The organism is Brevibacterium oceani (assembly GCF_017948325.1).
GTDB lineage: Bacteria > Actinomycetota > Actinomycetes > Actinomycetales > Brevibacteriaceae > Brevibacterium > Brevibacterium oceani.
On sequence record NZ_CP072846.1, the window covers coordinates 1,055,534 to 1,076,248 of the forward strand.

At 67.2% G+C, this 20,715-nt stretch carries 14 protein-coding genes; 10 read left to right on the top strand and 4 right to left on the bottom strand.

Annotated features, from left to right (window positions below; all coding sequences use genetic code 11):
• Positions 1 to 25: 25 nt before the first annotated feature.
• The gene (locus tag J9314_RS04510; protein ID WP_210604738.1) at positions 26 to 289 is read left to right on the top strand and encodes a DUF2277 domain-containing protein; all 264 of its coding nucleotides are present in this window, start codon (positions 26 to 28) and stop codon (positions 287 to 289) included.
• On the top strand, positions 286 to 672 hold the full coding sequence (locus J9314_RS04515) for a DUF1304 domain-containing protein (RefSeq protein WP_210604739.1): 387 nt from the start codon (positions 286 to 288) through the stop codon (positions 670 to 672). Before J9314_RS04510 ends, J9314_RS04515 begins: the two co-directional genes overlap by 4 nt.
• A gap of 31 nt (positions 673 to 703) precedes the next feature.
• Here the strand turns inward: J9314_RS04515 and J9314_RS04520 are convergent, their stop codons facing one another.
• On the bottom strand, positions 704 to 1,477 hold the full coding sequence (locus tag J9314_RS04520) for an IclR family transcriptional regulator (RefSeq protein WP_210604740.1): 774 nt from the start codon (positions 1,475 to 1,477) through the stop codon (positions 704 to 706).
• A 151-nt stretch (positions 1,478 to 1,628) separates the two neighbouring features.
• Between J9314_RS04520 and mdlC the strand changes: the two genes are divergently transcribed.
• The 4 genes from mdlC to J9314_RS04540 are packed head-to-tail and all read left to right on the top strand — an operon-like array spanning position 1,629 to position 7,230.
• The gene (gene mdlC, locus J9314_RS04525) at positions 1,629 to 3,245 is read left to right on the top strand and encodes a benzoylformate decarboxylase (protein WP_210604741.1); all 1,617 of its coding nucleotides are present in this window, start codon (positions 1,629 to 1,631) and stop codon (positions 3,243 to 3,245) included.
• A gap of 8 nt (positions 3,246 to 3,253) precedes the next feature.
• Complete coding sequence (locus J9314_RS04530; RefSeq protein ID WP_210604742.1) at positions 3,254 to 4,717, top strand: benzaldehyde dehydrogenase; 1,464 nt, start codon at positions 3,254 to 3,256, stop codon at positions 4,715 to 4,717.
• Between the two features lie 32 nt (positions 4,718 to 4,749).
• A complete protein-coding gene (locus J9314_RS04535) occupies positions 4,750 to 6,036 on the top strand; it encodes an MFS transporter (RefSeq protein ID WP_210604743.1) in 1,287 nt (428 codons plus the stop codon).
• Positions 6,037 to 6,075: 39 nt separating this feature from the next.
• Positions 6,076 to 7,230: a PrpF domain-containing protein gene (locus J9314_RS04540; RefSeq protein WP_210604744.1), complete on the top strand. Its 1,155-nt coding sequence runs from the start codon at positions 6,076 to 6,078 to the stop codon at positions 7,228 to 7,230.
• Positions 7,231 to 7,251: 21 nt separating this feature from the next.
• Here the strand turns inward: J9314_RS04540 and J9314_RS04545 are convergent, their stop codons facing one another.
• A complete protein-coding gene (locus J9314_RS04545) occupies positions 7,252 to 10,161 on the bottom strand; it encodes an ExeM/NucH family extracellular endonuclease (RefSeq protein WP_210604745.1) in 2,910 nt (969 codons plus the stop codon).
• 257 nt (positions 10,162 to 10,418) lie between these two features.
• Complete coding sequence (locus J9314_RS04550) at positions 10,419 to 13,928, bottom strand: bifunctional proline dehydrogenase/L-glutamate gamma-semialdehyde dehydrogenase (RefSeq protein WP_210604746.1); 3,510 nt, start codon at positions 13,926 to 13,928, stop codon at positions 10,419 to 10,421.
• Positions 13,929 to 14,041: 113 nt separating this feature from the next.
• Between J9314_RS04550 and J9314_RS04555 the strand changes: the two genes are divergently transcribed.
• The 4 genes from J9314_RS04555 to J9314_RS04570 all read left to right on the top strand — a co-directional run bounded on the left by J9314_RS04555 (position 14,042) and on the right by J9314_RS04570 (position 18,732).
• Positions 14,042 to 15,583, top strand: coding sequence for an FCD domain-containing protein (locus tag J9314_RS04555; protein WP_210604747.1), 1,542 nt, complete (start codon positions 14,042 to 14,044; stop codon positions 15,581 to 15,583).
• 51 nt (positions 15,584 to 15,634) lie between these two features.
• The gene (udk, locus tag J9314_RS04560) at positions 15,635 to 16,246 is read left to right on the top strand and encodes a uridine kinase (protein ID WP_246490611.1); all 612 of its coding nucleotides are present in this window, start codon (positions 15,635 to 15,637) and stop codon (positions 16,244 to 16,246) included.
• A gap of 127 nt (positions 16,247 to 16,373) precedes the next feature.
• Entirely contained in the window at positions 16,374 to 18,068 is a 1,695-nt protein-coding gene (locus tag J9314_RS04565) for an HNH endonuclease (protein WP_210604748.1), read from the top strand.
• 94 nt (positions 18,069 to 18,162) lie between these two features.
• The gene (locus J9314_RS04570; RefSeq protein ID WP_210604749.1) at positions 18,163 to 18,732 is read left to right on the top strand and encodes a hypothetical protein; all 570 of its coding nucleotides are present in this window, start codon (positions 18,163 to 18,165) and stop codon (positions 18,730 to 18,732) included.
• A gap of 9 nt (positions 18,733 to 18,741) precedes the next feature.
• Here the strand turns inward: J9314_RS04570 and J9314_RS04575 are convergent, their stop codons facing one another.
• Positions 18,742 to 20,664, bottom strand: a complete 1,923-nt coding sequence (locus tag J9314_RS04575; RefSeq protein WP_210604750.1) for an FAD-dependent monooxygenase — start codon at positions 20,662 to 20,664, stop codon at positions 18,742 to 18,744.
• Positions 20,665 to 20,715 lie beyond the last annotated feature (51 nt).

Genomic DNA, 20,715 nt, shown 5'->3' on the forward strand with positions numbered 1-20,715 from the left:
CAGTGCCACCGCGTACCGTTGGATCATGTGCAGGAACATCAGGACACTCCATAACTTCGAACCGGAGGCGACCTCGGAAGAGGTCCATGCAGCGGCGCTGCAGTATGTGCGCAAGATCGCCGGCACGACGAAGCCCTCCCAAGCCAATGCCGAAGCCTTCGACGAGGCGGTCGAGCAGATCGCCCACATCACCCAGCATCTTCTCGATGCGCTCGTGACGAAGGCGCCGCCGAAGAATCGTGAAGTCGAAGCCGAGAAGCGCCGAGCCAGATACGAAGCCCGCGCATGACCATCATCGGCCTCGTGCTCGCCGGCCTCGCCGCGGCCCTGCACGTCTTCATCTTCTATATGGAATCCATCGCCTGGACGAGTCCGCGCGCTCGCGCGACCTTCGGCACCACCCCCGACGAGGCCGAGGCGACGAAGTCCCTGGCCTACAACCAGGGCTTCTACAACCTCTTCCTCGCAGTGGCCGTGATCATCGGAATCCTCTGCGTCTCCGGCGGTGCCGCCGAGGTCGGCTATACCCTCGTCCTCACCGGAGTCGGATCGATGCTCGCGGCCGCCTTCGTACTGCTGTTCTCGAACGCCGATCTCGTCGCCTCGGCGATCAAACAGGGCATCTTTCCCTTCCTTGCGGTGGTGATGCTCGTCCTGGGACTCGCCATCTGATCGATGAGATGCACCTGCGGTCGATGACGGTTCAGCCCGTGGAGACCTTATCCTCGGCCGCCAGGTCCTGAGTGATCCTCGCCGAGGCTGTCCGCAAGGCCCGCATGATCGCGGGCACTCCTTTGCGGTGCTCCGAATCGATGACGACGCCGAGCCCGGCGATGGCCAGGCCGCCGGCGTCGAAGACCGGGACCGTGATGCCCGTCGTGCCCTCGTCGATATGACCGGAGAGCTCAGCGAAATGGTGCGAACGGATCGACGCGAACATCCTGCGCAGCTCTGCGGGATCCGTCGTCGTCTTCTCCGTGATCGCCGCCAACGGTCCGCGCAGATACGCCTCCCGCACATGCTTCGGTGCATAGGCCAGCAGCACCAGCCCGCACGAAGAGGCATGCGCCGGCAGGCGCCCGGCCGTCTTCGACCGGTGGATGACAGCGTTCGGCGCCGACATCCGCTCGATGATGAGCACCTCACGCTCCCGCAGAATGCCCAGCTGGGTGTTCTCACCGACGAACTCGTGCACGGCCATCATGTGCGGGCGGGCCACCGATGCGAGATCGACGGCATCCGAGGCCCGATTCGACAGCTCCCACATGCCCACGCCGATGCGAATTCGCCCGGTCGGGTCGCGCTGCAGCAGATCATGGCGCATCATGTCGGTGATCAGCCGGTAGGCCGTCGACTTCGGCAGGTCGGCGCGATCGGCGATCTCCTCGGCGCCCAGGCTCTGATGATCCGGGTCGAAGGACGCAAGCACGCGGACGAGTCGATCGATCATCGAGTCGCCGGACGGGGAGTTCGCCATACCCCGGAGTCTAGCGGTTCTCGCCCAGAATTCTCGATCAATGGGACCACTATGGCTCCCCGTGGTCCGTGTCACTAATGTGGCGAGATGTGCACCACAGTCCGCAATCGACTGTGCCCGCAGATCCACCATCACAAGGAGCATCACGTCGATGACGACAGTCACGGTTCGCCAAGCCGTCCACGAACTCATGGCCTTCCACGGGATGACCACGATGTTCGGCAATCCCGGCTCCAATGAGCTGCCCTTCCTCAAGGATCTGCCCGCTCGCTACATCCTCGGCCTCCACGAAGCCACAGTCGTGGCGATGGCCGACGGCTACTCCCAGATCACGAATCGGCCCACCCTGGTCAACCTCCATGCCGCGTCGGGCACCGGCAACGGGCTCGGGGCCCTGACGAACTCGGCGATCTCGAAGTCGAAGCTCGTCATCACCGCCGGCCAGCAGGTCCGTGACATGGTCGGGCCCGAGGTCATGCTCGCCAACGTCCAGGCGACGAAACTCGCCGAACCCCTCGTCCACCAATCGCTCGAACCGCTGAGCGCAGCCGATGTTCCCCGCGCCTTCTCCCAATCCGTCTTCGCCGCCGAAGACGGTCCCGTCTACCTCTCCGTGCCCTACGACGACTGGGACGCCGAGGTGCCCGCCGAGGTCGTCGCCCAACTGAGCCGGAACGTGTCCTCCGCCCGCACCGTCGACCCTGCCGCCATCACCACCCTTGCCGACAAGCTGCGCGACGCATCCTCACCGGTGCTCGTGCTCGGCCCGGACGTCGACGACGACCGTGCCTGGGACACCAGCATCGCGCTGGCCGAGGCCCTCGACCTCCCCGTCTGGGCCGCGCCCTCGCTGCCGCGCCTGCCGTTTCCCAACCAGCATCCGAACTTCCGCGGAGTCCTGCCCGCCGGCATCGCCCCGATCGGTGAGATTCTCGGCGCCCACGACCTCGCACTCGTCATCGGCGCCCCCGTCTTCCGCTACCACCAGTGGCAGCCGGGACGGTATCTGCCCGAGACCACCGAACTCATCCAGATCGACGACGACTCCGCGGCCGCCGCCCGCGCCCCCTTCGGCGATGCCCTCATCGCCGACCCCGTCGACACGATCCTCGCATTGGGGGAGGCCCTCGACGTCACCCCGACCTCGGAGACAGACTCAACCCGCACGAAACCCGCACGGGCCATTCCCGGTCCGGCCACCTCGGCGATCGATGGGGTCCTCCACCCGGAGGAGGTCTTCGCGAGCCTGCGCGAATCGATGCCGGTTGAGACCCGCTTCGTCGTCGAATCGACGTCGACGAACGCCGCCTTCTGGACGCAGATGGACCTCAATCTGCCCGGCTCCTACTTCTTTCCCGCCTCGGGCGGCCTCGGGTGGGGACTGCCCGCGTCCATGGGTGTCGCCCTGGCCGACCCGGATCGCCCGGTCGTCGCGATCATCGGCGACGGCTCCGCGCACTACTCGATCTCCGCGCTGCGCACCGCCGTGGAAGAGAACATCGGCGTCATCATCGTCCTGCTGCGCAACGGCACCTACGGGGCACTCGACTGGTTCGCGGACATGCTCGGCGTCGATAAAGCACCCGGGATCGACCTCGGCGAGGTCGACTTCGTGTCCATCGCGCGCGGCTACGGTATGAGCGCCGAACACGCGGACACTGCCGCTGACCTCGACCGACTGCTCGCCGAGGCGGCCGACCGTGCCGGCCGCGGAGTGCCCACCCTCATCGAAGTTTCCACCGAGAAGACCCGTCCCGAGAAGAAGTGAGGCAGACGATGAGTGAGACCACGTTCCTAGGAACCGACTGGCACGAAAAGATCTTCACCGGCACCTGGACCGAGGGTGCGGGTCAGACCTACGACGTCGTCGAACCCGCGACGGGGCAGACGTTGGGCCGCCTCGGCGCCGCCAGCGCCGATGACGTCAGCGCTGCGGCCACCCGTGCCGCGGCTGCACAGAAGGAATGGGCGCGCACGACCCCGGCCGAACGCGCCGCCGTGCTCCGCCGAGCCGGCGCACTGTGGGCCGAACACGCCGAGGAGATCTCCGGGTGGATCGTCCGCGAGGCCGGCTCGATCCCGGCCAAGGCCGCGCTCGAGCTCAGCTCCGCCGAGCAGATCTGCTTTGAATCCTCCGCCCTGCCCAGCCACCCGAAGGGGCAGGTGCTGACCTCGAACGAACCCCGCTGGTCCTTCGCCCGCCGCGTGCCTGCCGGGGTCGTGTCCGTCATCGCCCCGTTCAACTTCCCGCTCATCCTCGGCATCCGTTCGGTCGCCCCCGCGCTCGCCCTGGGCAACGCGGTTCTGCTCAAACCCGACCCGCGCACCGCCGTGTGCGCAGGAGTGTCGATTGCGCGGATCTTCGCCGAGGCGGGACTGCCCGAGGGGCTCCTGCAGGTCCTGCCCGGCGGGCTAGACGCCGGGGAAGCCGTCGTCGCAGCCCCCGAGGTCTCGGTCATCTCCTTCACCGGCTCGACCGCGGCGGGACGGAAGGTCGGCGAAGCCGCCGGTCGCCTCCTCAAGCGCTGCCACCTCGAGCTCGGGGGCAACAATGCGCTCGTCGTCCTGCCCGGCGCCGAGGTCGGTCCGGCCACCTCGGCGGGGGCCTTCGGGTCGTGGATGCATCAGGGGCAGATCTGCATGACCACCGGTCGCCACCTCGTCCACGAATCGATCGTCGACGACTATGTCGAGCAGCTGGCCGAGCGTGCCCGGAACCTGCCGGTGGGCGATCCCGCCACCGAGGAGGTCGCGATCGGGCCGATCATCGACGACAAGCAGCGCACCCACGTCCGCGACATCCTCGACAAGGCCACCGCCGACGGTGCCCGCCTCGTCGCCGGGGGACCCGGCGAAGGGGCGTTCGTCCCGCCCACGGTGCTCACGGATCTCAGCCCGTCGAACCCGGCGTGGACGCAGGAAATCTTCGGACCCGTCGCTCCCGTGGCCACGTTCTCGACCCTCGAGGAGGCCGCTGAGATGGTCAACGCCAGCGAATACGGCCTGTCGCTGGGCATCCTCGGGGATGTGGGCATGGCCATGGAGCTGGCCGACCTCGTCGACACGGGCAAGGTCCACATCAACGAACAGACCGTCTCCGATGAGGCCAATGTCCCCTTCGGCGGAATGAAGGACTCCGGCAACGGCTCCCGCTTCGGCGGCGCCGAGGCCAATATCGAAGCCTTCACCGAAACCCAATGGGTGACGATGCGCTCATCCATCGCACCCTACCCGTTCTGACCAGCCGAATATCTGACCTTCCGGAGACACCGATGTCCTCACCTGCTCCTTCTCTGCCTACCGCCCCTGCCGCCTCGGCCGGGCGCTGGCCTGCCGTCCTCTGCTGGCTCGCCGTCGCCCTCGAGGGCTTCGACCTCGTCGTCCTCGGCGCGGTCATCCCCGAGCTGCTCGCCACCGGGGCGCTCGGCTTCACCCCCGAGGCGGCCACCGTCGTGGCCACGCTCAGCCTGGTGGGAGTCGGCCTCGGCGCCGTGGCCGTCGGGCCGGTCGTCGACCGGATCGGACGCCGGTGGGCGATCATCGCCTGCGTCATCGGCTTCAGCGTCTTCACCCTCTTCGTCGCCTTCGCCCCGAACGTCGCCCTGTTCACGACGTTCCGCTTCATCGCCGGACTCTTCCTCGGCGCCGTGATGCCCAGCTGCCTGGCCTACATCGGCGAATACACGAAGGCCGGCAACACCGGCAAGGCCACGACGCTGACGATGACCGGCTACCACGCCGGCGCCGTCGCGATCTCCCTGCTCGCCGTGGCCTACTCGCACAACTGGCACCTGCTCTTCCTTGCCGGCGGCATCGCGGGACTGCTCATGGTTCCCCTGCTGTGGTGGAAGCTGCCCGAATCCCAGGCGTTCCTCATCGCCGCGCAGGCGAAACGGGACCCGGCGGCCGCCTCGGCGACGGTGCGCGAAGCGGAAACGAACGACCCGACCGGCGCCGTCGATGCGAACGCGAAGACGGGCCTGGCCGGACTCTTCGAAGGCAAGCTGGCGCTCGTGACGATCGGCGTGTGGGCGGCGAGCTTCATGGGTCTCCTCCTCGTCTACGGACTCAACACGTGGCTGCCGAAGATCATGGCCGACGCCGGCTACGAGGTCTCGGACTCGCTCGTCATGCTCTTCGTGATGAACATCGGCGCCGTCGTCGGACTCGTCCTGGCCGGCTGGCTGGCCGATAAGCACGGGACGAAGAAGATCGTGCTGATGTGGTTCATCCTCGCCGCGATCTTCCTCGCTGCCCTGTCGATCCCGATGACCAGCCAGGTGCTGCTCAACATCGCCGTGTTCATCACCGGAGTCTTCGTCTTCTCCGCCCAGGTGCTCGTCTATGCGTTCGTCTCCGCGATCTATCCCGCGCAGGCGCGGGGCACGGCGCTCGGCATGGCGTCGGGCATCGGGCGCATCGGCGCGATCGTCGGACCCTTCATCACCGGTGCCCTGGTCACCGCGGGCATCGCCTATCCGTGGGGCTTCTACCTCTTCGCCGTCGTCGCCGTGTTCGGATTCGCCGCGATGGCCATTGTGCCGAAGTCGGTGAAGTGAGCGGGTGGTGACGTCGGTGCCGTCGGCTAGCCTAGCTCCATGACGCGATGGATCGAGGCCGCCTTTGTGCGCGGCGGCACGAGCAAGGGCCTGTTCTTCCGCGAAGATGCGCTGCCCGTGCTGGGGGACGGCGGTGACACTTCTGCGTGGGACGCCGTGTTCACCTCGGCGATGGGATCTCCGGATTCCTTCGGTCGCCAGCTCGACGGGATGGGCGGAGGCATCTCCTCCCTGTCGAAGGTGATGGTCGTGTCCGCCTCGGCGCGGGAGGGCGTCGACCTCGACTACACGTTCGGGCAGGTCGCCATCGCCGAGGCGGCCGTCGACTACTCCGGCAACTGCGGAAATCTGTCGTCCGGGGTCGTGCCCTTCGCCCTGTCGGCCGGGTTGGTCACGGCCTCCGACGGGTGGCACGTCTTCCGCCTGTTCAATACGAACACGCAGAAGTTCGTCGACGTCGGGCTGGGCGTGGTCGACGGGCAGGCTGCTGTCGACGGAGAGCTCGTTCTGCCGGGTGTCAGCGGCACGGGCGCCCCGATCGAACTCATCTACCCCGACCCTGCCGGCAGCCGGACCGGTGAGCTGCTGCCGACCGGAGTCGCGCGCGAGGAGTTCGACGTGGACGGGCGCCGGTTCGAGGCGACTCTCGTCGACGCCACTCTGCCTTTGGTCGTCGTGCCGTCATCGCTGGTGATGCTGCGCGGCACGGAGGCTCCGGGAGCCATCGACGCCAGCGCTCCGACGATGCGGCTGATCGGCGAACTGAGGCGGACGGCAGCCGTGCGCATGGGCCTATGTTCGACGCCGGAGTCCGCACCGGAGGTCGTGCCGAAGGTCGCGATCGTCAGCAATCCGCAGTCGACAACACTCCTCGACGGCACCGAGCTTCCCGCCGCCGATGTCGACATCCTCGTCCGTGTCATATCAATGGGACAGGCGCACAAGGCTGTCCCAGGAACCGCTGCGATGTGCTTGGCTGCGGCCGCGCTGCTGCCCGAACGTGATTCGTTCGTCCGCGGAATCATCGATCGCAACAATCCCGACTGGACCGGGCCCGAGGTGCGACTGGGCACACCCTCGGGAGTGGTAACCGCCTCGGCGGTGTGGGACGACGACGCGCAGACGGTGACGGCGACCTCCCTCTTCCGCACCGCACGGGTGCTCATGATCGGGAAGGTCGCCGTCAGCGATTGAGCCGTACCCCGGCTGCTCGTCTCAGCTCAGGCGGCGTCGGCGGACAAGGAGGACGACGCTCGCGCCGATCACGATGAGGCCCGCCGCGATCGCCATCATCACCGTCGGATCGGTACCCGTCCGGGGCAGATGGCCACCCGCGTCGCTGCCAGTGCTGCCGCTATCGCTCTCGTTGGCGTTGCTCGAGGCTGACGCGGTACCGCTCGCGCCGTCGGAGCCAGCGGACGAGCCGCCGTTGCTGGCGCCGTCGGAGCCAGCGGTCGCACCTGCGGCGTCGGTTCCGTCCGAGTCGCCGCCGGCGGAGTCGCTACCTTCGGCAGAAGAGCTTCCGCCATCGGCTTCATTCGAACCGTCTGTGTCTTCGGAACCTTCGTCGGCACCGTCCGAATCAGCGGAATCCCCGCTATCCGAGCCACCATCCGAGTCATCCCCGTCATCCGAGTCCTCGTCGAAGAGTCCGACGACCACCGGATCGTGGTCAGAGGCGCGGAACTGGTCGGGTGCGAACAGATCGGCCGCGTTGTAGTTGAAGCGACTGTATTCCAGCGCCAGCGCCTCAACCGAGTTGATGTTCCAGACATCGGCCCCGGTGATCGCGTCGAATCCGCTGGAAGGCAGGGCCGCCTCGGTGCCGGTGCTCTGTCCGTTCGCACTCGAGGAATCGAGGGCGAGCACATGGTCGAGGCTGCCGGTGCGCGAACCGTAGACGTAGGTCGACTTGGCAGTCTTCTCGGAGGCGACGTCCTTGAAGCCGGCCTCGTAGAAGACCTGCATCGGATCCTCCTGCGTGTACGAGTTGAAGTCGCCGAGGAGGTAGACGTAATCGCTGCCCGCGGCCTTCTGCCGGTCTCCGGCGAAGTCGACGAGCGACTTCGCCTGCTTGACGCGGTCGGCGTTCGACGCTCCCTGACCGTCACCGCTGTCCTCATTGCCCGGGCCGGAGCCCGAGCCCTTGGACTTGAAGTGATTCGAGATCGTCACGAAGGTCTTGTCCTTCTCGACTGCGCCGGACGAATCCTTCGGGGCGAACGCCTGGGACAAGGGTTCGCGGGCGTTGGAGAACGCATCTTCGTCCTCAAGGATCGTCGATTCGCTCTGCGGAGCCACCTCGGCGGGCTGATAGATCAGCGCGGTCCGGATGACGTCCTCATCGGCGGGAACCTCGGCGGGGGAGGGGACGAACGCCCACTTCTCGGACCCGGCCGCCTCGTTGAGGCGATCGACGAGAGTCTGCAGGGCATCGTCGCGGTCATCGCCGAACGCAGCGGAGTTCTCGATCTCCATGAGCGAGACCACCGAAGCGTCGAGCTTGTTGATCGCGGTGACGATCTTCGTCTCCTGCCGTTTGAGACTCTCGGCATTCGCAGCGCCGCGGGCATCGCAGCCGCCGCGAACGGTGATGTGATTGCCCTCGCGGTCGTCGTAGTATTCGCACCCGTCGAGCTGATCGCCGGTCGTGGTGAAGTAGTTGAGGACGTTGAAGCTTGCGAGGCTGACCTGCCCGCCCACGGATTCGGGTGCGTCGCTGCGAGTGTCGGTGAACGTGGTCGGCTGCACCGCCTCGGCGTTGTCCCCGGTCAGGCGGGTGGTCGGCTGGAACCGCCACTTCTCGTGATCAAAACCGAGCACCACCGGCGAGGTGAACGACGCCTTCGCGCCGACGCGGACCGGGGCGTCCTTGCTCAGGTAAGGCAGCGGCACGTCCGTGTCGGACTTGAGGAAGTTCACGGTGGCACCGTCGTCGAGGACCACCTCGCGGTCGAGATTCTCCTCCTCGAGTGCCGTCGCCTCCGGGGTGCCGGGGCGTTCGACGTCGGTGGCCTGCGGCAGCGTGCCCTCGCCGGTGGCCAGCACGACCTCACCGTAGGTGTTCGTGTTGTAGTTGTCGGCCACGGTCAGCTCCTCGTCGGGCTGGAGGAGCATACCTTCGAGGGCTTCGCGCTCGGCATCGTCGGAGGGGAAGGCGTCCTCGACCGGCTTGACCGCCTCGGCGGGCTCATCGAGCGTGGTCAGCCCGCTGGTGGACACGGAGATCTGGGTCTGGCCGTAGCGTTCGGACACTTTGCCGGTGACCTCGACGTGGTCGTCGATGTTCACGTCCGCGACGGTGTCGGGGGAGTAGACGAAGACGCCGTCGGAGGCTCCCGGGGTCGCATCGTCGGAGCCGCCGGAGCCCGGCGTCTGAATGTAGTAGCCGTCGAGGCCGCCGTCGGAATACGCGGCGGTGACGAGGCCGCGGGTGGTCACCGTCTTGCCCTGAAGGGGACTGGCCTCGCCCGTGCCTTGAATGTCGGCGATCGGAGTGACCTCACCGGGAGTGGTGTCATCGCCGTCGTCGCCGTCGGGCAGGGCGTTGGGGGTCGGGGCGGCGGAGGTCCAGGTGTCGCCGACGAGTTGGATCGAGTCTCCGCCCGAGGCGGTCGCGCCGGTCGGTTCGGCCTCCTGGCCGATGACGGGGGCGGGGGTGTAGGTGTTCTTCGTGCCGGTGACTCCCTTGCCGCCGACGGTGCCGCCGATCTGCTGGAAGTCGAGGAGCGCGCCGGATTCGTCGATGACGTACGCGCTCGAACCGTATTCGCCGTCAGCGACCGAGCCGGCCTTGACGGAGTTCGTGATCGGCACCTCGAGCGCCAGCGCACCGGAGTCGCCGACCGTCGTGTCCTCCGGCACCGTGGTCGTGTTCTCCTGCGCCTGCACGCTGCCGCCGCGAGTGACCGAACCGACGGTCCAGCCAGAGACGTCGGTGCCGGGGTCGGCGGCGATCTCGATGAAGTCCGTGTCGAGGGTGTAGGCGATCTCGGAGATGTGGGTGTCGCCGACCGAAGCATCGGCGTCCGCGACGGTGGCAGCTCCGGCGGAAGCAGGCGGGAGCGTCAGTCCCGCGACGAGACTGATCGCTGCGGCGGTGGAGAAGGTGGTCGTGACTTTCATGGGGCCCTTTCGTCAAGGCTGAGAAGCGGTGCACAACGTGACGCTCCACGCGCGCAGACTCTTGCACCCTACCGGCCCACACTTCGACGACGACGACGAAGATGTGAACAGCTTGTGAACACTCGGGCAGTCCACTGAACGTCACGGATGTGACCGATCCTACACGCTGACTGCCAACCCACCTTCCCTCCCCAAAACTACGTGACGGCGGCCCAGCAACCTCGCGCAAGGTTGCTGGGCCGCCGTCGGGTAGTAATTCAGGATTTCAGGGTGGTGGCGAGGGTGTGAAAGTCGCGGCTGGGGTTGCCGAAGCGGTGCAGCGTCATCGACACCGCCTGCTCCTGCACGTAGTACCTCAGCTCCACCCGCCCCGAGGTGGTCACCGGCTCATCGATGACCGCGACCTCCGGACGGACTGCGGCAGCAGCCAGCAGCTCGTCCTCGAAACGGCCGAGGACGCGGATGCGCGCACCCACCGTGTCGTCGTACTTGCCTTCGCCCACCATCTCGGCGAAGGTTGCCGCCGACTCCGAGCGGGCCGCGATCTTGGCGTTCGTGATGGCCAGCTTCACCTCGGCGGACACATCCTCGGCGACGGAGACCTGCACCGTCGACCTCACGGTCTCGGCCGCATGCAGCGACCGCTCGAAGTCGAACAGACTGGCCTCGGCGGTCACACGCAGGGTCACCGGGCGAGGACGGTAGCGGAAGATGTTCGCCTCGGCGTTGAGCCCCGTGAGGTCCTTGGCCGCCCCGAATTCGCGGTCGAACCAGCGGCGATCGTCGGCCTTCGCCGCTTCGAGGCGCTGGCTGTCGTCCTCGCCGGCGCCGGGCAGCGAGGCCGGGTCATTGGCGAAGTGTCCGAAGAGCATGAGGTAGTTCGGTCCGCCGGCCTTCGACCCCAGCCCCACGGAGGACTGCTTCCAGCCGCCGAAGGACTGCCGGCGCACGATGGCCCCGGTGATGCCGCGATTGACGTAGGCGTTGCCGACCTCGACGCGGTCGAGCCAGGTGGCGACCTCTTCGGGATCGAGGGAGTGGATGCCGCCGGTGAGCCCGAAGTCCACGGCGTTCTGGAACTCGATCGCCTCGTCGAGATCACGGGCATGCATGAGTCCGAGCACCGGCCCGAAGACCTCGGTGAGGTGGAAGAACGACCCCGGCTTGACCCCGTCCTTGATGCCGGGGCTCCACAGCCGACCGGTGTCGTCGAGCTGTTTGGGCTCGAGCAGCCAGGACTCGCCCGGCTCGAGCGAGGTCAGCGCCCGGCGCAGCTTGTCGGAGGGATCCTCGGTCAGCGGGCCCATCGTGGCCGAGAGGTTCGCCGGCCAGTCGACGACCATCGACGAGGCGGCATCGACGAGCTGGCGACGGTAGCGCTCGGAATCGTAGGTCGAACCGACCATGATGCCCAACGAGGCGGCCGAGCACTTCTGCCCGGCGTGGCCGAACGCCGAATACATGAGATCGGCCATCGCCAGGTCCCGGTCCGCCGCCGGTGTGATGACCAGGGCATTCTTGCCCGAGGTCTCCGCATTGACGTGGAGTTCGGGGCGGAAGGACTTGAACAGGGCCGCGGTCTCCGAGGCACCGGTGAGGATGACCCGGTCGACATCGGGGTGCGAGACGAGGTGCTGGCCGAGCTCGCGTTCGACGGGGGCGCACAGCTGGAGGACGTCCTTCGGCACGCCGGCCTCCCACAGACAGTCGATGATGAGCGCCGAGCAGTGCGGCGTCGGCTTCGACGGTTTGTGGATCACCGCGGACCCGGCCGCCAGGGCAGCGACCGTGCCGCCGGTGGGGATCGCGATGGGGAAGTTCCACGGGGGAGTGATGACGACCATCTCATCCGGGGTGAACGTCGCACCCTCGAGGTTCTCGAGTTCGAGGGAATTCAGCGCGTAGTAGCGGATGAAGTCGATGGCTTCGGAGACCTCGGGGTCCGACTGGGAGGGCATCTTGCCGACCTCGGCGGCCTCGACGGCGATGAACTCACCGCGTCGGGCAGCGAAGATATCCGCCGCCTTGTGGAGGATCTCCGCGCGACCGGCAGCCCCGAGTCCGCGCCATTCCTTCGCCGCGGCGCGACCGCGGGCGATCATCTCGTCGAGCTCGTCCGTCGATTCGACGCTCGGCGCATGAGGACGGTCGTCGAGGTAGCCCGGTGCGGTCGCCTCGGCGATGATCTTTCGCACCCAGGCCTGGTTCGCCGGGAGGGACGGATCGGTGTCGGGTTCGTTGACGAACTGCCCGGGGACCACCGAGGTGGCCGCGGCGGCCGTGGAATCCGCCTCGGCGGCGCGATCCTGGGTCCGGTTCGGCTTCGGTGCGGTCTCTCCCTCGGTCTCGAGGATGCCCTCGAGCTGGTTGACGGCGGCGGTGAATCGGTCGGCCTCGCGCTTGAACACCTCGTTGCCGTTGGCGAGGTCGAAGATGCCGGACATGAAGTTCTCCGATGCGGAGTTCTCCTCGAGGCGGCGCACGAGGTAGGAGATCGCGACGTCGAACTCCTTCGGGTGCACGGCCGGAACGTAGAGGAGGAGGTCGCCGACGTCCTCGGTCACGGCCGCGGCCTGTTCGCTGGCCATGCCCTGGAGCATCTCGAATTCCACCCGGTGGGTGACCTCGCGGTCATCGGCGAGGTGGTGGGCGAAGGCGATGTCGAAGAGGTTGTGCCCGGCCACGCCGATGCGCAGACCCTTCATCCGCTCAGGCGTGAACAGCCAGTGCAGGACCCGCTTGTAGTTCGCGTCCGTGGACTGCTTCGAATCGCACGTCGTCGCCGGCCAGCCGGCGATCTCGGCGTGCACGGTCTCCATTGCGAGGTTCGCGCCCTTGACGAGGCGGACCTTGACCCCGACCCCGCCGTTCTCGACGCGGTTCGCGGCGAATTCGCTCAGCCGCTGCACCGCGCCGAGGGCGTCGGGCTGGTAGGCCTGGATGACGATGCCGGCCTCGAGCTCCTTGAACTCCGGTTCGGAGAGCAGTCGGGTGAACACGGCGATCGTCAGCTCGAGGTCCTGGTACTCCTCCATGTCGAGGTTGACGAACTTCGCCCCCGTCGGGGCCTTCGCGGCCTGTTGGTAGAGGGGGCGGAGGCGGTCGACGACGTAGTCGACGGTCTCGTCGAAGGCCCACATCGAGATCTGCGAGGCCACCGAGGAGACCTTGACCGAGACGTAGTCGACGTCCTCACGGGCGAGCAGTCGGTGGGTCTCCTCGAGATGGTGGTCGGCCTCGCCGTCGCCGAGCACGGCCTCGCCGAGGAGGTTGATGTTGAGCCGGTGCCCGTCTCCGGTGAGCGTGGCCACGGTCTTGCCGAACTGCTTGTCGCGGGCGTCGACGACCATGTGACCGACCATCTGGCGCAGGCGGGTGCGGGCGGCGGGCACGACGACCTGCGGGGCGATCCGGCCGAGCGCGGCGCCGGCCTTGATCTGTGCGCGGTCGAGTGCGGACATGGTCTCGGGGGCGAGCTTGCCGACTTCGGTCAGCGCATCGGCGGCCGCGTGGACGTCATCGGTGCGCACCACGCGGTCGACGAATCCGACCGTGAAGTCGAGGCCGTTGGGATCGGAGAGGACCGCGGAGAGCCGTTCGGCCGCAGGGTTCTTCGCGGCGGTCTTCGACGTCGCCACCCGCAGCCATCGGCGGACGGTGTCGATGGATCGGGCGGTGAGCGCTTCGAGATCGGTGTCGGTGTGCAGCAACGGTGCTTCCCTCTCTGTCTTTCCTGGTGTTCTGTCTTTCGCGGTGCTCTCACGCATCGGCGCTGACCGTGGAGCTGTCGTCGGCTTCAGTATGCGCCGCGGAAATCCGGCGGTGAAGAGGTTGGATACACCATGAGAAGTGGTTGAGTCAGAAGTCGTAGTATTGAGGCATGTATTCCCCGGATTTCCGCCGTGAAGCCGTGGCGGCGCTGAGGACTTCCACCCTCGCCGAGGTGGCCGCGCGCACGGGTGTGTCACCGTCGAGTCTGCGTCGCTGGGTCGGTCGCTCCGATCTCTCCGATCGTCCCCGCAGCGGGCGCCCGCCGATTCAGGAGACGGCCGATCAGGTCGTCGAGGCGCTCGTCGCCACTGCCGGGGCTCGGATCTCGGGGAGGGACTATTCCACACGGGCGCTGGCCGAGGCGACGGGGCTGAGCCAGAGCATCGTCTCGCGCTCCGTGCGCGGACTCACCGTCCCCCTCGCCGAGGTCGGAGGAGGACGCGAACTCACCCTCTTCGCCGCCGGTTTCCCCCTTCTCATCCTCGGTGTGCGCACCGTCGACCACGGTGGCGAGGCCGGTGCCGGTGGACCTGCGGTGCCGCCTCGGCGGATTCAGCGGCGCATCGCAGGGGTCGCGGCCGCGCTGCGTTCGGCGGGAGTGGGGCGATGGGCGCAGCGCTTCGACAGCGAGCATCGGCAGGTGCCGACGAAGGAACTGCTCGAACTCATCGACTCTGCCGGCAGCGATCACGTCCTCGTCTTCGACCCCCTGGGTGAGGTCGCCGGCGGCGTTCCTGCGGGACCCGGCTCCCGGGTGGAGGTGCATCGGGACTTCGCTGAGTTCCTCGAGGTCCTCAAGAGCGGCCTCGCCGGATGTCAGGACATACCCGGCTCGCTGCTCGACCTGCTCTCCGGCCGGGTGAGGAACGGACTCGAAGGTGTGTTCTGGAGCGATTCGGGCAGCGCCGAGCCTGCGAGAAGTTTCAATAGTTCTGACTCAATGGAGATCTCCTCGTGGCTGCCGAAGGAGACGCGGTCGATCACCGAACACCTCGCGATCGCCCTGCGGGAGGAGATCATCGACTCCGCGTATGAGCCCGGGGATCGGATCAATCCTCGCCTGCTCTCCCGACGCATGCGCGTGCCCCGGGCTTCGGTCGACGCGGCCCTGCGGAGGATGGTCGATGACAAGCTGCTCGACGGATCTCGCGGCGGTGCGCGGATCCCGCTGATCACGACCGTCGATGTGCTCGATCTCTATGCGGCCCGGATGGCCATCGGCGAGGTGGTGCTCAGATCCCTCGCCCTGCGCCCGCAGCGCTACCTCGTGCCCGTGCAGCTGGCTCTGCGGCAGGTCGAAGCGTCGGCGCCGACACGCAGCGGGATCGACGTCGAGGACGCCGATCTGCACTTCCAGCAGGAGTTGGCCAGGGCCTCGGGGCTGCGCGAGTCGGCCCGGGCGTTCGAGGCCCTGACGCTGCGGCTGAGGCTGTTCATCTCCGTGCTCCAGCTCGACTATTCGCCGGCCAGTGACCGCATCGTCAGCGACGACCGGGCGATGTTCGCGGGCCTGAGCCGCGGGGACGCGAAGACCGCGATCGAGGTCTGGAGGGGAAAGGTCGACAATGCGGTCAGGCACATGGCGGGCCTGCTCGGGCGGCGCCGCTTCGACCAGGAGCTGTGGACTCAGCTGACCCGCAGCCTCGCGTGAGTACGGGAGGCGGGAGCCGCCTCGGCGGGGGTGGTGGTATAGATTTGGGGCGTGGAGACTTTGGTTGTAGGCGTGGCCGGCGGCACCGGCAGCGGAAAGACGACGCTGACTCAGGCGCTGTTGGACAAGTGCGCGGGACCGCCCTCCGTGCTCTACCACGACAACTACTACAAGCGGCGCGACGAGCTGACGTACGAGGAGCGGGAGCAGGTCAACTACGACGACCTCGACGCCTTCGACAACGACCTCTTCGTCGACCACCTCACCGCGCTGCGGGCCTCGCAGGCGGTCGACAGCCCCGTCTATGACTTCTCGAACCACAACCGCAGCGATGACACGACCCTGGTCGAACCCGCCCCGGTGATCATCGTCGAGGGCATCCTCATTTTCGCCGAACCGCGCATCTGCGGTCTGCTCGACATCAAACTCTTCGTCGACACCGACGCCGATGTGAGGCTGCTGCGGCGGATCAAACGCGACGTCGTCGATCGCGGTCGGACCCTGCAGTCGGTGGAGGATCAGTATCTGGGCACGGTCAAGCCGATGCACGAGCTCTACGTCGAGCCCTCGAAGCGCAATGCCGACCTCATCATCCCCGAGGGCGGTCACAACATCGTCGCGATGGACATGATCCTCAACCGGATCCAGCGCGGGGTCGGCTGAGGCAGAGCCTTTCCCGGCCGCCTGCCCACTGGCCGACTGAGGCGCAACGCCCATACTGACCGGGAATGATGGTCGCTGACGAGGTGATCGCGAAAGTCGTGTCAGTGCCGCGTCGTACCGTAGTTCTATGGACACCGGCCCCGCCCGGGATCCGATGGAGGATTCCGCAGCCCTGACCGAGATCGCTCGGTTCGGTGCCCTCCTGCGCGGTTTCGACGTCGGCGACACCGAGGCGGAGACGCTCGCGCGGATCACCGCGCTCGAGGAGCTCAAGGCCACCGTCGTCTCCGTGCAGGCAGAAGAGGCCGTGGCGTTCGAGACACTGCGCGTCGAGCGCGACCGGGCCAATCGTGTGCCCGCCCGTGACTGCGGAGTCCGGGCCGGCGACGAGGTGGGGCTGGCGAAGAAGGTTTCGCCCGGTTCGGGACGGAAGTTCCTCAGCACCTCCCGCACCGTCGTGACCGGCATGCCCAATACCTTCAAGGCCCTGGCGGCAGGGGAGATCTCCGAGGACAAGGCGCGGATCATGGTCGAGGAGACTGCCGTGCTCGGCGATGCCGACCGTCGCCGAGTCGATACACGCATGAAGCGCAGTCTGGGGCCGGCGGGAGTGCGCAGCCTGCGCGCCGAAGCGCGAGCGCTGAGCGCGGAGATGGACGCCGAAGCGGCCGCGATGCGTGCGGCGAAGGCGGCGGCGAACCGTCGGGTGAGCCTGACCCCGATCGAGGACGGCATGGGCAGGATCTCGGCGATCCTGCCGCTGCCTCAGGCGGTCGCCGCCTTCGAGAGCCTCCGTGACGGGGCCGAGACGATCACCGCCGGAGGCGGCGCGGACGGCCGGGGCCGTCAGCAGGTGATGGCCGACCTGTTCGTCGAACGACTGAGCGGACAGGCGGAGGCGGCCGCGGTTCCGGCGGAGATCCATCTGCTGGTCGAGGCCGAATCGCTGTTCTCGGACGGAATGGTGCCGGCCTGGCTGCCGGGCTTCGGCCCGCTGCCGGCGAAGACGGCGCGCGAGTTCGTGTCCGCGAACGAGGCTCAGATGTTCATCAACCGGATCTTCACCCGCCCAGAGGACGGGCAACTGGTGGGTATGGAGGCGCGGGGCCGCGAATTCACCGGTCGCCTGCGCCAGATGCTCGTCTTCCGCGACGACGTGTGCCGGACTCCGTGGTGCGATGCGCCCATCCGGCACGCCGACCATGCCGAGTCCTACGCCGACGGCGGGCAGACGAGCTGGGAGAACGGCTCGGGACTGTGCGCGGCCTGCAATTACGCCAAGGAGCATCCGGGTTGGCTCCACGAAGCCACCGCTGAGGGACTCAAGGTCACCACCCCGAGCGGCCGCACCTACGAGGTGACGACCCCGGCGTTGGTGCGCCGAATGAGGTTCCCCCGCGCCGAGGCGGTGCCCCGGTCGGGGAACTCCCCACCGGACGAAGCCGATTGGCGCCTCGCCTTCTCCCGATTCCTCGAACCGGAGAAGCCCGGTGGGAATGGCGCGGAAGGCGAGCCCGTGCCTGCGGACGGGACAGATCCGCCCGAGCCTGCCGACGATGCGGACCCGCGCGAGGTCGATGTGGGTCTTCCCTTCCTGCCGATCACCTCGGCAGAGGCCGAGAAGCTCGCCGGGGTCTCGGGCGAGTGGTGGAGCATCGACCCGCCTGCCGAATTCGCCGAGCGCCTTCCCCGCAGGCACTGCACCCGCGCCGAGAGGGACGCCCGGAGGCGCACCGTCATCAGACAGATGCGGTCGGAGCCGGTGCGCAGCGACAGCCAGATCGAGCGGCAGCTGGTCGCGCAGATCATCGACCGCGGCTGATCCGACGGACGCGACCGGTCTGTCAGCCCGACCGTGGCGGATCTGCAACATCACGGGAACACCTGGAACACCCCCGCAGACGAGGATCGTTCCTATGGGCAGGGAGCACAGCACCACGGACGCAGGATCGAGTGACGGCATCGGGCGGGGTCTCGGTCTCGTGGCCCAGGCACTGCCGTGGGGTGCTGTCGCCTGCTGGGTGATCACGATCTTCGTGCCCGTGCTCGACAGCGGTGAACCCGATTCCCTGCGGATCCGGGTCACGTCCCTCGGGTTCTCACCGATCGACATGAACGACCTCGACGAGGTCTATCTTCTGCTGTGGGTCGTCATTATCGTCGGTGCCGTCACAGCGTGGCTCATGCGGGCCTCGAAGTGGTGGTCGGTGGCCGCGATCGTCCTCGGGACAGGGCTGGGCCTGCGCATGCTGCAGATGGTCGTCGATCCGCCCTACCTGCTCTGGGACGGACAGACCGCGAACGGCATGCCCACCGGCGGCATGGAGATCGCTTACCCGGCAGCGGGCTTCGTCTTCTGGATCGCCGGCAGCCTGTGCTTCCTCGCAGCCGGAATCTGCGGACTCATCGCGCAGGCGCGACGGACACGCGAACGCCGCGATCGGATCAGACGCTGCATGAAGAAGAACCATGGCTCGGCCGTGTGAGCGGCGACCTCACTGCACCGGGGCAAAGACCCCCGCGAAGAACTCGCCGATCTCCTCATGAGCGTCGATGGGGAAGATTCCTGAGACGTACTGGTCGGGGCGGACCACGACGACGGCACCGTCGCGACTGATCTCGCGGATGTCGAAGATGTCCTCGTCGGGCAGCGTCGCATAGATCCTCTCGACGTATTCGAGGTCGAAGGCGCCCACATGCGGACGGAAGACCTGCGGCACATCGGGGAACGCGAACTCCTTGTGCTCCTGCTGGTAGATCACACTGAGCTCGACCAGGGCATCGATGTCCTCACCTTTCCGCCGATAAGCGACCAGGGGAGAGGCCGGATCAGACTCCAGCCAGGAGGCCAATCCGTTCACCGTCGACCCGTCACTCACCGTCGGGGCGGCACGATCGGCGAAGACGTAGACGCGCCAGCGACCGTCGGCGCGGGCCTCGTGGCCGAGGTGGACGAAGTTCGCATCACAGCTGCGCTTGACCCTCGCCGACTTGAACCGCTTGCCGATCGGGAAGCCGGCCGCCAGCTCCTGATGCCTCGTCGGCGTCGTGATCATCGACTCGGTGTACTCGGTCATGAATCCGGCCGGGAACTCTGCGGTCTTGACGTAGAACTCCTCGAGGTAGGTCTTGTCGGGCAGCTCCTCCTGCGGCGTCGCCATGAGCGTCGACCACTCCTTGTCGAAGTCGATGAGGTTCTTCGCCGCCACCTGACGCTCCGCCGAATAGGTCCGCAGCAGCTCCGTCGACGACCGACCCGAAATGACCTGCCCGAGCTTCCACGCGATGTTGAACCCGTCCTGCATCGATACGTTCATGCCCTGACCGGCCTTCGCCGAGTGCGTATGGCAGGCATCGCCGGTGATGAACACGCGCGGGCAGGGCGAGCCGGGATCCGACGCATCGGAATCGTCGAAGGCATCCGTGAGACGGTGCCCGACCTCGTAGACGCTGTGCCACGCCACGTTCTTCACATCGATGCTGTACGGGGCGATGATCGCGTTCGCCCGACGGATGATCTCGTCGATGCTCGTCGACCGCACCTTGCGCGCATCGTCCTCCGGCACCTCGCCGAGGTCGACGTACATGCGGAAGAGATGACCGCCCTCGCGGGGGATGTGGAGGATGTTGCCGTGCTTCGACGAGATCGCGCATTTGGTGCGGATGTCGGGGAAGTCGGAGTTCGCGAGGACGTCCATCACTCCCCATGCGTGATTGGCCTGGTCGCCGGTCATGGTCCGGCCGATTGCCGACCGCACCTTCGACCTGGCCCCATCGCAGCCGACGACGTAGCCGGCGCGGATGGTCCGCTCTTGACCCGCGCGCTCGCCGGCGGTGTAGCGGACGGTGACGGAGACCGAATGTTCTTTCGCCGACGACGCGGCTTCCCCGTCGACGCCGGTGTCGACGCTGAGATCGACGAACTCGATGCCGTAGTCGGGTGTGATCCGACCCGGCGACTGAGCGGCGAACTGGGCGAAGTAGTCGAGCACGCGCGCCTGGTTGACGATGAGGTGCGGGAACTCGCTGATACCGTGCTCATCGTCCTTGGGGCGGCCGGTGCGGATGATGTGCTCGGGATTCTCCGGATCCGGGTTCCAGAACGACATCTCCGTGATGTGGTAGCCCTCGCGCATGATCTCCTCGGCGAATCCGAACGCCTGGAACGTCTCGACCGAGCGCGCCTGGATGCCGTCGGCCTGACCGATGACCAGACGCGAATCACGCTTCTCGATCATCCGAGCGTTGACGTCGGGGTACTGCGAGAGCTGCGCAGCCGCAATCATGCCCGCAGGTCCGCTGCCGACGATGAGGACATCGACCTCATCGGGCAGGTCCTCGCTGCGATCGACTCCGAAGCCTGCGGCCTGCTCGATCCGCGGGTCAGCAGAGACGTAGCCGTTCTGATGGAAATGCATGTCAACCTCCGGTTCGTGACACGTCGTCGTGATACTTGGATGCTATCAGTT